The 12,745-nt window shown below is 54.2% G+C and carries 11 protein-coding genes; 5 read left to right on the top strand and 6 right to left on the bottom strand.

Features of this window, described 5'->3' with window-relative positions:
• Positions 1-139: 139 nt before the first annotated feature.
• The 3 genes from OSO_RS0132240 to OSO_RS0132225 all read right to left on the bottom strand — a co-directional run bounded on the left by OSO_RS0132240 (position 140) and on the right by OSO_RS0132225 (position 2,505).
• Positions 140-982, bottom strand: coding sequence for a leucine-rich repeat flightless-interacting protein (locus OSO_RS0132240; protein ID WP_157605585.1), 843 nt, complete (start codon positions 980-982; stop codon positions 140-142).
• Between the two features lie 377 nt (positions 983-1,359).
• Entirely contained in the window at positions 1,360-1,878 is a 519-nt protein-coding gene (locus OSO_RS0132235) for a hypothetical protein (RefSeq protein ID WP_010587012.1), read from the bottom strand.
• A 318-nt stretch (positions 1,879-2,196) separates the two neighbouring features.
• Positions 2,197-2,505, bottom strand: coding sequence for a hypothetical protein (locus OSO_RS0132225; RefSeq protein WP_010587011.1), 309 nt, complete (start codon positions 2,503-2,505; stop codon positions 2,197-2,199).
• Positions 2,506-2,877: 372 nt separating this feature from the next.
• On the opposite strand from OSO_RS0132225, the gene OSO_RS50205 reads away from it, so the two are divergent.
• Positions 2,878-3,714 carry a carboxylesterase family protein gene (locus tag OSO_RS50205; RefSeq protein WP_083843018.1) on the top strand — a complete coding sequence of 279 codons (837 nt, stop codon included), beginning with the start codon at positions 2,878-2,880 and terminating at the stop codon, positions 3,712-3,714.
• 511 nt (positions 3,715-4,225) lie between these two features.
• Here the strand turns inward: OSO_RS50205 and OSO_RS52750 are convergent.
• Positions 4,226-4,405, bottom strand: coding sequence for a zinc ribbon domain-containing protein (locus tag OSO_RS52750; RefSeq protein WP_029247713.1), 180 nt, complete (start codon positions 4,403-4,405; stop codon positions 4,226-4,228).
• Positions 4,406-4,867: 462 nt separating this feature from the next.
• Here OSO_RS52750 and OSO_RS52745 point away from each other — a divergent pair, with 462 nt between their 5' ends.
• Positions 4,868-5,209: a methionine adenosyltransferase gene (locus OSO_RS52745; RefSeq protein WP_390511482.1), complete on the top strand. Its 342-nt coding sequence runs from the start codon at positions 4,868-4,870 to the stop codon at positions 5,207-5,209.
• Positions 5,210-5,528: 319 nt separating this feature from the next.
• Here OSO_RS52745 and OSO_RS0132195 read toward each other — a convergent pair whose 3' ends face one another.
• Positions 5,529-6,578: a hypothetical protein gene (locus tag OSO_RS0132195; protein ID WP_029247711.1), complete on the bottom strand. Its 1,050-nt coding sequence runs from the start codon at positions 6,576-6,578 to the stop codon at positions 5,529-5,531.
• 1,116 nt (positions 6,579-7,694) lie between these two features.
• Between OSO_RS0132195 and OSO_RS0132185 the strand changes: the two genes are divergently transcribed.
• From OSO_RS0132185 to OSO_RS0132175, 3 genes are all read left to right on the top strand, one after another.
• Positions 7,695-8,642 (top strand): polysaccharide deacetylase family protein, encoded by a 948-nt coding sequence (locus OSO_RS0132185; protein ID WP_010587006.1) that lies wholly within the window; start codon positions 7,695-7,697, stop codon positions 8,640-8,642.
• Between the two features lie 239 nt (positions 8,643-8,881).
• A complete protein-coding gene (locus OSO_RS0132180; protein WP_010587005.1) occupies positions 8,882-9,916 on the top strand; it encodes a DUF1559 domain-containing protein in 1,035 nt (344 codons plus the stop codon).
• An 82-nt stretch (positions 9,917-9,998) separates the two neighbouring features.
• Positions 9,999-10,877 carry a hypothetical protein gene (locus OSO_RS0132175; RefSeq protein ID WP_010587004.1) on the top strand — a complete coding sequence of 293 codons (879 nt, stop codon included), beginning with the start codon at positions 9,999-10,001 and terminating at the stop codon, positions 10,875-10,877.
• Between the two features lie 449 nt (positions 10,878-11,326).
• On the opposite strand, the gene OSO_RS0132170 is transcribed toward OSO_RS0132175, so the two are convergent.
• Complete coding sequence (locus OSO_RS0132170; protein WP_010587003.1) at positions 11,327-11,557, bottom strand: hypothetical protein; 231 nt, start codon at positions 11,555-11,557, stop codon at positions 11,327-11,329.
• Positions 11,558-12,745: the final 1,188 nt, after the last annotated feature.

Below are 12,745 nucleotides of genomic sequence, written 5' to 3'. Positions count from 1 at the left end.
TTCAGACTGAAGATGTTTCTGGCATTCGCCTTAAGTTTCTCGGGGCGAAGTGCTTGGAGAGGCAGTAATCCCCGGCGAGAGGGCTAGGCTGGACGCGTTACGCATCTCATGGGATTCCCTGGGGAATTCCGTACCGCCGTCATCGGAATCGCGGAATCGAGTCCTCGGTCCAGCTCGACGAATGCAGAATCGCGCGACCGGTTTTGCTTGGTTCTTTATCCGAGTCGGAAAACTCGGGTTCGGCGAATTCCTCTTCCTCAGCCGTTTCCTGGGGGAAACCTGCTGGAGGAACGAATTCGTCCACATCGTCGACAACTTGCACCGCTTGTCTGCCGGCGCGTGCGGCCTGAACTGTTGCCATCCCCGCAGGAGCGTTCACTTTCACGACTTGAGTGGCGTCGAATCGCTGGTCCTCGGTCGGCTGAAATCGAATCTGGACCAGCAGGCTATCGTGCTGCACCGGGCGTTCGATCGGTAGTGTGAATTGGAAGCCCGAGCTGGATAGACCCCGTGTCCATTTTGGACGACATTCGTCCGCGGAAAAGCTCCATTGTCCAATGACTTGTTTGGGTTCAGCAAGCTTGGGATCGCGGAGCGTGATCTGTACTTCGCCCGCGAGCTGCAGCGGCTGATTATTGCGATTCAATGGCGCGAACTGAACCACCACAGCGTCGTCGCCGGGGGCGTTGTCTTTATTGAGTCCACCACTGGCGAGCGGGTAAATGTGCACGCGATGCAGTTCCGCCAGCATGCGAGCGGACGCGTCACGACGAACGTCCGTTTGGCCCAGCTCCGATTTCAGGCGGGCCGCTTCGATTTTGGCCTGCTTGAGCTCCGACTGCGTTTCGGCCATCTCACGCTGCGTTTCCGCGAGTTGAATGGCCTGCTCGCGAATCCGAGCCTGCAATAGATCGGTGTTCATGCTACGGCTGGCACAGCCGCAGGCGACAGCCAACGTCAACAGGAACAGGTTGCGGTTCATTTCGCCATCCATGGCTTGATGCAACGTGCTGATTCATCCATGAGCCAGCAGCCGGGGCACATTATCCGCAAGTCGAAAAACAGGCAATCGCAAGTTCCGGCAAGGAGTGCCAGCAGGGCAGCACCGCTCCCAAACGCCCTTAAGGTCTTCAGGGCTTATTTGTGTGTAACATTAAATATGGGAATGGTTTGTGTTGCATTTTGTGTGCCACCGGTGATGCCACCGCAAGTGCCCCCCGGCACCAAAGTTGAGAAAAAATCTCAGCAAGCATCACCCGAATTCGTCGTCGTAGCGAGCAGGGGCTTCGTAAATCTTATTGGCTCACGGGGTGTGACATGAGCAATGTTGGTCGTACCGCAGCACGCGCCCGGCCGAGGTTACTGCCCAAAACGGCGATTGATCGTCCGCAGCATCGCCTGTTCGAGCGAAGGGTCACGCCCCTGGTTGATCCAGCCTGACGGTGTGGCCTGGCCGACGACGGGGTTCAGGTCGCGCTGCAGTGCGCTGTTGTCCAGAAACGTCGCACCGCCTTCGAAGTTCGCAGCGCGTGGGACGTCTTCCAGCTCCTTGATGGCCTCCACACCGACCATGTATCCACCCGGGGCAGGAGTGAAATGGATATACGCTTTGCGTCGAATCGACTGCAAAGTGCTCTGCCATCGATTGGCCGAGCCGACAGAATCAGGGTGCCACGGTTCGAGCATACTGGCGCCGGTTTTGTACCGCGTTTCGATGACACCACCGAGCTTGTTTTCACGCTCAATCTCAAACAGATAATCGTGAACGACATCGACGGTTCGTTCCCAGGCCTCTTCCGGGTTGTTCGCCCGCACAAAGACTGGGTTAGAAACTTGAGGGCCGTAGGCATCCATCGACACACAACCAGTGAAGGTCATGGTCCAGATCAAGCACAGAAGTGTGGTGCTGGTTTGTCTTGTCATAATGCCCGACGACAAGTCGAGAAGCGTCGATGCGCGCGGAGATCACCTCGACGAGATGTCCACCCGAAATGTGACACAGACTGAAAAACGCCTCAAGACCAGTTTTTTGCGGTAACGTGCAGCGACTGGTCGCGAATTGGGGTCCGGCGCACTTTCATCGCGGAAGAACGGGGCGCAGTGCGCGAGGCGTTCGCATTATAGCGACCCGTTGTCGATGAATATGGGGCTATTTTCCACTCTGGCCCGTGAACGGTTAATGCCGCCGACATCAACTCAGTGTTTTGGTTCCATTGGAAGAGCCTGATCGGTCGTATTCGGTTGTTCGCCTTGGGGGACGGCCATTTCTCCAGGCAACCGAGGCCGTAGAATTGTCCAAGTTCGCATTGCAACCGCGACAACACCAGAGATCACCAGCAATCCCGTGCGGACGACGAATTGATCGGTGGAGACCGAAGGCCCTTGCAGCCACCAGATGATCGGCGTCATGACGAGCGCGCACCACGCGCTGAACTCGACCCACCCCCGAATTTCCGTGGGAGTCATCTCGACTTCGAGGGGATGCGTCGATTGCGTATCGGACATTTTCGAATTCCTTCGAGCAGATTGATGGGCTGAGTGGCGTGTCGAACGTTCGGAAGGGAAGTGTGTCGCCACTCTCTTTCATTCGGGGGCTTCAAACTCTCCAGCGAGGTTCCCAGCATCCAGTGGAAATCATGGGGACTGGCTCGGCCCGATTCGTAAACGCCACGTCGCCCTAATCGTCAAGGTGCCTGTCCTCGCTGATTTCAACTCTCAGATGTTGACTGTGGGGCTATTTACTGTCTCATGGATGGTTATGCCAAATGGGGTTGTGTAAAATTGCAATGTATTGGCGTCAAGGTCGTGCGATTCATGGGCGCTGTATCCAATTGTACGATACTGTTTTGAATTCGTTTCCGCACGAGATTCCTTGCGATGAATATTGGCCATCAATGGAGGAGTCGGCGCGGGCGGATATTTTGGGGCGTGTTCTTTGCGGGGTGGATCGGTGCAAACGTGTTTGCACTTTGGGCTCTAGACGAATGGGAGCTCGCTGACGCGAAAAAACAGGGCGTATCAAGATCCGTTCTGAGGTACTACCGGGTAGGAGCGCGGTTAGTCCCCTCGGATCAGCAACATGCTGTCGGACAGCTTCTCTATCGCGTCCACGAACCGAAGCACGTCACAACTCCGCAGCCGTTGCTTCTCTTTCTTCATGGAGCTGGTAGTCGTGGAGATGACAATCTCAGGCAACTGCGAAGCCTGCCGGAACAACTCAGCACACCCGAATGGCAGGCTCGTTGTCCAGGTTTCATCGTTGTTCCTCAATGCCCCGAATTCAGTCATTGGACGCAAGAATTGCCATCCTTGATGCGTCTCGTGGAAATGTGGCGAACCGATTCTCGCGTTGACAAACGGAGGATTTATGTGACGGGGTATTCCATGGGTGGATATGGAACATGGGGCCTGATCGCCGCCAGGCCAGAATGGTTTGCGGCGGCCGTGCCGATCTGCGGTGGCGGCGACCCAGACTCCGCAGCGAAGATCGGCGATGTGCCCATCTGGGCCGTCCACGGCGATGCCGACGATGTGGTTCCAGTGACGCAGTCGCGCATCATGATCGAAGCACTTCACGCCGTCGGAGCATCTCCAAAGTACAGCGAATTAAAAGGTGTTGCCCACGACAGTTGGACAGAAGAGTATCAACGCCAAGAAGGTGTTTTGACATGGATGTTCGAGCAAAATAACGATCGCTGTGCCGAGTGTCGATGAGCATTTCAACGGATCACTGCTCCGCTCCCGATCAAGCCAGCTCGCGGTGGATCGGCAAAAGGATCAGGGAGGGGCGAATTGACGACCAAACGAGACAAGGCATGCGTCGTGGTTGCGGCAGCTCTGATGCAGTGTTCCAGCCGCCATCCGACTCCGTAAAACGCACAGTCCTCAAGTTCCGTAACCATTCGCGATACGGGGACAGCCGCTGGCTCCGAGCAGATTAAAAAGCGTCATGACATTGTGAACGCCAAGTGCATGTCCCCCTTGCTTCAATGGGCTGGCAAGCACGCCGTCAGCATCGTGACGACGCCAGCCTTGCGTTTTCAATCACTGAACAACTGCTGCCTGATCTGGCTGGCGATGACTCGCAGCGTGGTGTGTATCGCTTGGCGTTGCGCGCGGTGCGGAGCAAGGACTCGTGGCGAGTGTCGAAGGACGGCCGAAGCGTGTAAGGATTGTACACGAACGACAAGTCACGCCTTACGCCATTCATGCCGTAGCTTCAAAGTCACCTGCGGTTGACTTTGACCTCAATGTCACCAGATTCCTCGATCTGGATGTGGACTTCGATTCTCGCATCACAAGAATCACATTCGACAATCTGTCGTTGGTCACGATCGGCAGTTGGATCGATCGGAAAGGCGATAACCTCGCCGCACGAATCACAGGTGCAATAGCCTTCGTCCATGTTTTCTCGCTCTCCAGTTACGAAACCGGACAGGCAAGAAAATATCCAGACAGCTACCAAGTCAGCAACGTACATTTGCGCATGTTTTAGCGATTCGAAATGAGTGGCAAATTGTTTATCTATTGAAAAAAACACGCGATCAATTGCTGATCGCGAATGCCAAGGTGCAATCCACTTACTTCAATAGGCTGCTGACTCTGGAAGAAGTTGTACGTCAATCCGCAAGTACTCGTGGTCGCCAATCAGCGCGCGGAATCTCAAATTCTAAGTGATCGCTTCGCCTCTTCTCTTCCGTCGGACGCAAAGTATCGAGGTTTAAGTTGGGATCACCTGATTGATCAATCCGCTTGCTAATCGCAGAGAAGGATTGTTCTGCTGTCGCGACAAGGCGAGGTGTCCCTGGAAAGGATGCGACCCAAGAATCGTCAGTCTGTCGGTCCACGTCAGTCGATTGCTCATTGAATACCTCAAGCATGGAAAACGAGTGGGTGGGGGCATAGCAACGAGACAGCGGTGGGAAAGAACCTGGTCAGTCACGTGGGCAAGGTTTACTTCTTGCTCACCCATCGTATCGCCAACGAAGTGGTTCAGCGCTTCGAAGGAGTTGCTGAGGTCTATATTTCGTTGTGCAGACAAAACGGACAGCATCAATCAGCCGACAATCTCCGCCTCGCAGTTGATTCTACAGAAGTGCATTGGGATGGCAGGTGTGGAGCCAGCGGTGAATGCGATCATCGAACAGGAGTTGGCAGGAATCCACGAGTTCAGCCGTCGCTTGGCCAAGGCGAGTTCTCGGTGTGGTAGCAATCTCTAGGGAGCTTGGGGGCGCTGTCTTCTTGCGTCTCTTGATGCTAGCGATCTTTTGAGTCGGGTTGTCGCGATTGGGTTCTCTTGGTTCGCGTAAAATCGTTTCGATTGGCGGGCAGATCAGGCGGTTTTGGCTTGCGAGTGACTTGAAGCTCGCTTCTTGCGTTGCTCGCACTGGCTGGGGTGTTTTAGGTCGTCTCGTTTCGCGACACTTCTGGTTTCGGCAGTCGTCCTTTGGTCATCAATATTTGATGACTCTCAAGTATGTGTTAGTTGTTTTTTTGGTTGGGCGAAGGGGTTCGGTCAGGACAGTGCGCTAACTTTGCTTTTTCTTCAGTATCATCACCACGCAGATCAGTATGATTAGCCCAATTCCATTGGCAACGAGTATCCACAAAGTGCGATGACTCGCCCTGGGTGCTTGATTGGGTGATTGTGAGTTTGATGCTGATTGCGGGGTCGACAGCGGTTCGTTCAGGATGGCATTGGGTAGGCCGAAGTGTGCAGGGGTGAATTGTGCATCTGTGACGATTCTCCAGCGAACATTTGTGATTGAAACTTGCTCGGGTTGCTCGCTCGATTTCCCGGGTTTCTGTAAGTCTTCGTGCTGTTGATTGTGCCGAGTTTCCGTTGGGAAGTAGTAACCCTGTGGTTGGTGCTGACGAAATGAATTCTGACCGATGCTTTTGAGTGATTGGGCGTCACTTCCGTCGTCGTTAAGGATTGTCATCATCACTTGAAAGTCTTTTACGGCCCAGTCCATGGCGGGAAGAAGTGTCATTTGTGCTGATTCAGGACGGTGCTTTACAGCTGGGTTGTCAAACCAGCCGTTGATTGCGAAATCGATCTGTACTTCTTCGATACTATTGTTCTGGCTCGAAGAAATACTTTTGACACGGAAGTCGGGCGATTTCAATAAGTCGTCGACCGAGCGTTGTTCCACGTAATATGCAGCGCCAACGATTCTCGTGATCTTTAGGAATTGGATCCCGCGGGCGCCAATGTTGTTGCTGGTTCCCTTTTTCACGCCGTGGACGGTATAGGGGCTGACTTGGCTCGATTTGCCGACTGAAAAGTAGTTCGCAGGCGTGAAGGTGAGTGCAACCGCCGTCTCGTCTTTTGTGAGCTCTTTTCCTGGTGCGTACTCTCGTATGAACTGCGATTTGTCTGAGAGGGTCGAGAAGATGACATTTGCGGTGTAGTCGGGGGTGGTTACTACGGCGTCGCATTGGACGTTTACAGTTGCTTCTCGTAATCGCAGGTTCGCAGCGGGGTACTCGGTGCGAAATCTGGTTTCAAGTTCGGAAGGCTCCGTTTGCGCTGCGAGTGCGATGAGATGAGGTCCGTTGAGCGCGAGTGCAAGCAAGGCTGCACAAGATCTAAAAATCTTGCGCGAGAGTGGCAGGATTATTGGCGAGCAGCTTTGCATTGGCGGCTTTCGTGAACACATAAAAAAACTGGTCCCACCCTTGATTGGGTGAAGCGATCCGATGGGAGGATAGTGTCCTGCAGAGGAGTCTCAGCAGGGCGCTATCGGGTGCTTAAGGTACGTGGGCTCATGCACTTAAGCGTGCAGGGGCGCAGGTGCCCCTTTGATCTACTTGATGGCGCATGTAAATTGTCCAGCGTAGCAGGTGCAGCCACTATTGCAGGTGGTGGGCTCACCTTTGCATGCTCCTGCTCGACCAGTGCAGGCGGTGCATTCGCCGACATTGTCGCAGCGGGCGAAGACCTTTGTTGTGGCGCTCAGTAGATTGAGGCCCAGAACTACAACGCCAACAAACCACATCATCTTCTTCATCAAATGCACCTAATTCCTACAGACAATCAAACACCATTGCGCCCAACGGATGTGACGCACGCATGAATTCGCGTATGTGAGCTGCGGAGGGGTGGGCGACGCTGGCCGCTTCTCCTGATGTGTTTGGGTGTATTGGTTCAGTTGTTTTTCTGGCGCGTAATCACCTTGTTGCAAGTGGAGTACGAAGTGTTTCGTCAGAGTGTTTTAGTATGATGTTCAGAAAGTTCGTGTTCAATTCATTTCGTGTTCAATCGTGATTATTACGTGTTTGTTATGTTTTGTGTGTGGTGAAAAATGATTCCAATGGTGTGGTGTTGCGTGTATCAAAACAAGTTTTGGATGCGTGTTGGGGTGGTGCAGTTGGGGCGATTTGCGAGTTTGGCCGTAGAAGGCGGGTTTGCGCTGCGCAAAATCGAAGGCTTGAGGGCTGGTTTCGCAAGATGTTTGGGGGGAGGGGGGGCATTGCTGGGCGAAGGTTTGTGCCGTTCTGTGGGCCGATTGATTCTTTGCTGATAGTAGACGTACTCGCGTGGGGTTGAGCGTTTCTTGTCTACGGTTTTCTGCCGAGCCGGTATTCCTGGCCAATGTGGTCTCGATTCGCAAATGGTGGATTGTGGCCTCTTGCAACGGGCGGTAGAATGACGAAATGTCTTTTTCTGTGCCTTGGTGGAGCGGGTCGTCGTGAAGTGGTTACTTCATCGTCGGTGGTTGATCATCGGGGCTCTCGTCCTGGGTTGGGGGGGATCGCAGTACATCTGGAGTGCCTTCGTAGCGGCAAATGCCCAGTATTTGATTGTGACGGCGGACGACGCTGGCTTATGCCCTGCCGTGAATGACGCGACGATCAAAGCACTTGAGTTTGGCTTGGTTTCCTCGGCGACCATCATGGTGGTTTGCCCTGGGTTCGATGAGTTTGCCGAGTATGCCGTCGCGCATCCCGAGCATGACTATGGCGTGCATCTTGTTCTGACTTCAGAGAATCCGGATTTCCGGTGGGGACCGATTCTCGGTGCGGCGGTGCCGAGTCTGGTTCGCATGGACGGTTCGTTCTGGCGGAGATCACAAGAGGTCGCCCAACATGCCGTTGCCGAAGAGGTCGGGCGTGAACTGGAGGCGCAGGTTCGTCGGGCGCTGGATCGAGGGATTCGTGTTTCGCATTTAGATCATCACATGTGGGTGATGCTTCAAAGGCCAGACCTGTTGGACGTGTTTGTGAAGCTTGGGCTGGAGTTTCAGATTCCACTTCGGATTCATCGCGATTTTGTCGCCGAAGAATGCGGTGCGGCTCTTCAAAAAGCAGAGGAATATAAGCGGCTGATCCAACCACTTGTCGATCGCGGTGATCGATTGGTCGACTTCATTGAATCGAATAACTACAACGTCTCGCCAAAAAACAAAGAGCGGTATTACGTCAATGCATTGCGAAAGCTCCCGACAGGCGTGTCCGAGTTTGTGATCCATTGTGCCGTGAACCATCCAGGGGGATTTCTACCGAGCGCGCTGGATCGCCGCGAAGCGGATTTCCGCGTGTTTACGTCAGAGGGAATGCGCAACGAGATCAAGCGGTTGGATGTGCAAATCATCAGTTGGAAAGAGCTTGCTGAGTTGAGGAAGAAGGGAAAGATCTGATCAGTGGAGAACGGCGAACGGGCCTTGCTGGTGGATTGTTAAGTTGTGCAGGACCCCGCTCGTTTGATTGCGGGCGGCGCGTTTCAGGTTGAGTGGCTGAAGGCACGCTCCCCGTGTCGATGCGTTCCTCATTGAGTCGCGGTTAAACGTATAGGGTGGGCGAGGACGTTAAGTGAAGAGGCCTTTCTGTTTCGCGCTGATTTACGTTGAGATCTCTTGTTTACAGAGAGAATCGAATCATGAAAAAATTCAACGCACCGTTTCGTGGGCCGTCAGCGTTTACGGTCAAGGCACGTTTGCTGCTTGGCTTCACGCTGATTGAGTTGCTGGTGAGCATTGCGGTGATTGCGGTTCTGATTGCGTTGCTCCTTCCCGCGGTTCAGGCGGCGCGCGAGTCTGCCAGGCGAACGCAGTGTTTGAATAACTTGCGTCAGATGGGATTGGCGTTCCACAACTATCACGATACGAACCTGCAGTTGCCTCCCGTGTATATCGCTGTTCATTTCGCCAGAGTTCCTCATCCAATTGGCGTTGCGGGAAGCTACGATGACATTAACGTGCATACGTACGGGGAATATCTGCTTCCCTACATCGATCAGGGGCCGCTGTATCAGCGAATCGATTTCACGTCACCCTACTTCTCGCCGATCGATCTGACGCCGATCGGGTTGCCCAGTTATGCCGCCGACAATAAAAGCGTTGTCGCGGTGCCCTTGTCAGTATTTCAGTGTCCATCCACGCCGCGCACGATGACGTCATTTGAATGGACGTGGAATGAGATGGGGATACCGATTCCATGCCGACATGGTGCATCAGACTATGGTCCGAGCAACGGCGTTCAGCGCATGAGGCAATTGACGGTTCTTTCGCAGCAGCCGTCGACGAAGGTTCTTGATGGGGTGCTCTCAAACAATATCCCTTCGATTCGGCTTGGCGATGTGACCGATGGGGCATCCTCAACCGCACTGATGTGGGAGATTGCGGGTCGGCCCCAGGTCTGGAAGCGAGGAAAGTTGCAAACGGGCGCGCAAACGGGCGGGGGAGGGTGGTCTGACATTTTGAATGCAGAGAGTTGGTTTGCCGGATCAGGGCCCGAGGGATGTGCGATTAACTGCTCAAATGAAGCGGAGACAGGCGCCTACAGCTTTCATCCTGGGGGAATCAACCTCTTGCTTTGCGACGGATCGGCTCGATTCATGAGTGAGAATACCTCCCTGGGAATCTTCGTGAATCTGGTTACCTACAACAGCGGTACAGTCGTCGGGGAATATTGACCTCGCGAGATTCTGAAATGCGCGACTGCGAGATTCGATCGATGTTTACGGCCTGTCGAACGGTGACTGGGGAGGGGTAATCATGGAGTCTCGTCAAACCAATCCGTCGGCTGGTCGCGAAGTTGGGGCCGGAACCGTGAGGGCTCATCGCTCGGCGTCGCCTCTTGGGCGAGCTTCCGAGGGCGGCGGGGCGTCGTCGGAGCAGTGGTATTTTCGCATCGATGGGCGGGAGTATGGTCCAACGTCCCGCGACCAATTGGAAAAGTTTCTTGCGCCGCCACGATTGTGTAAGTCACTTGAGGTGATGTGCAGTATTCGCGAAGGGTATTGGTCGCTGATTGCGAATGATGTCACTGTCGAAATGGTTCTCGAGCGATTCGGGATCGAGGTCGAGTCGGATCGCCCAGCCGAGCCTTCCAAGCCAGTTCAAGTCGGCCAGGCTTCGGTGATCCCCGTCTCGAAAGCAACGGTGGGGCCTTCCAAGCCCGTCTATCGTGCGCCGAATCCAATCGTAGAGTGGTTTCGTGATACGTGGGAGTGGGTGGGTGAACGGCTCGCGAAATATATGCTTGTCATACTGGTTGTGTTGGGGATTGTTGCGCTGAATTTAGGAATGACGTACTTCTTCGCTGATCCCGTGGCACGCGAGCTCGAAATTGTGGCGCGGTATGAATCGCTTTGGAATTCGGCGCTCAAACTGGGAGGCGACGAGGCGTCGAGTGAGGAGTGGCGGGCGTTTGCAGATCAGGCGGAGGCGGAATTGGATCCATTGATTAAAGAGGTGGCCCGAGCGGCAAGTGTTCAGAATCAGGTCCGCCAGAAGTTGCTTTTCTTAGGGCGCGATCATCTGAAGCCGCTGTTCGCGGCGAAGGGGCCCCCGACGAAAAACTCCTCCAGTGCGCAAGCGGTCTCGCGGTATTTTAAGTTGCTCCGTGATCAGCTTCCCAAGACCGGGAGATAGTGGTTTTTTTGAAATCGCGGACCGGTTTCACATCGTCTCAAAAATCCAGAGCATCGCGAACGTGATTGTTGCTTCAATTCGCAGTCGCGTCGTTTGGGGCGTGATGTGGCAAACGCATCTGCTGTTCCCGCCCCAGCTGTTCCTGTGTTTGTTGTTAGGAAGTGCGGCGTCGTGCGGTGAATCGGATCCCCCTGTTGGGGTCTACCGAGGGTAGAAATGCGAACAGCCTCTGAAGGGGTTGAATCCTTCAGAGGCTGTTCTATTAAATCGGCTCGGCAATTCACCGTCCGTGGGAGGGTCGCTTGAGCGAACGCGGGTGGTCTCATTCGACGTCAGGCTCGCCCGACAGAACAAGTTATCGGCGGATTGTCCCGAACTGATGAATTGTACGTGAACGCATTCTGGTGCTGCGAAACGCGACGCCGCTACGGTAGGTATCATCCGCAGTGTTAAGCTGATTTGCCCCGCTTGACACTCTTCGTTGCCGCGGCTTTCTTCACGCTGGTCTTTTTCACGGCGACGGCTTTCTTCACCGCCTTTTTGGAGGCCTTTTTCTTGGTTGCGCTTGCGGCAGTTGGCTCGGACGCCGTGGATTTTGCGGGTTTGCGGCCCTGGAAAATGCGATCCCATCCCGAAGAAAATTTGAGTGACGTGCCTGTATGGACCGTGTAACCCGTCATGCGTCCGCAATCCTTCTGCAATCAATTAAGTCTGAATCACCGTTTGTCGGCGAAATGGTGCCTCGCCGACTGAAGACAATAGCGGCAATTGATTGGTCCGTCACGTCTCAGCAGGTGATCCCGCACAAGCATGCCAAGGTTGATGCGCTGACATGCAAGGCGTACCGAATGTCAGCGCATCATGGGGAGGCGCGGCCGATCCTGAGGTAGAGCAGGGTTATTCCGACTTCGAAACAAGAGTTCGACCTTATCTTTGAGGCCATTGGGTGATGAGCGGATGAATATCCCAGCCCGGCAGAGTCCATTGAATCCATTTTGGTGGGGCTGGGGGCGGGCGCGTCGGCGCGGGAGGGCATCCAATTGGCCTGCCCCCGATCCTCTATAGGCAGGTCTGTTCGACAATCCAAATCAGATCGGGTTGTGAGGCACCTCCGTCATGGATTGGACAATGCCGTGGATCAAAACGACGAATCCAACAAAACGGCTATTTCCAGGGCGAGCGTTCGGAGGCATTGGCGGCGCCGACGAAAAACAGCTGGCACACCATAAGCGATTCTGCATGTATTAAAGTATAGAGTCGGAGGAGCCTCCGGATTCCCGGGCCGTCTAAAGCCGCAAGTCGGGTGGCAAAGTGCAGGGTATGGAACAAGGCAACTCACCTGTGTGGCCGCATGTGCACTTCCGACTGGCGGCATTATCGTTGTATTCGTCAAACAGACCCCTTCAGAGGCTCTGTGAAGGCACGTTTCGAGCAGAAATGAAATAAGTCAAAATTCTGCAGGGCCTGTCCCTTGATCTGCGAGATGCTTCCTGAGTATTATCTCCCTCCCGCGTCGCCGCCAGCAAACGCTGAACGCGACGTAAAGCTCTTTAACAACTCGGTTTAAGCGATAAGAACTTGGTGATCTCACCAGTTGTCTTGGCGGCAATTTTCATGAATTGCGAATAGCTAAGGCAAGGAAATCTGCGTGAGATTCTGAAACCAAGTGGTCAAGTTATTAAGGGTGTGTGGAGGATTTCTCGGTGCCAAGAGGCGATGAAGGGCGTGGAAGACTGCGATAAGCCTGGGGAAGCTGTCAAACGAGCGTTGATCCCGGGATTCCTGAATTATTGCATGCTGAATTCATAGGTATGCAAGGCAAACCCAGGGAACTGAAACATCTAAGTACCTGGTGGAAAATAAAGAAA

It is taken from the genome of Schlesneria paludicola DSM 18645, assembly GCF_000255655.1.
GTDB lineage: Bacteria > Planctomycetota > Planctomycetia > Planctomycetales > Planctomycetaceae > Schlesneria > Schlesneria paludicola.
Note: the sequence above shows the minus strand (reverse complement) of the source record. Positions and strands in the feature narration are given on the sequence as shown.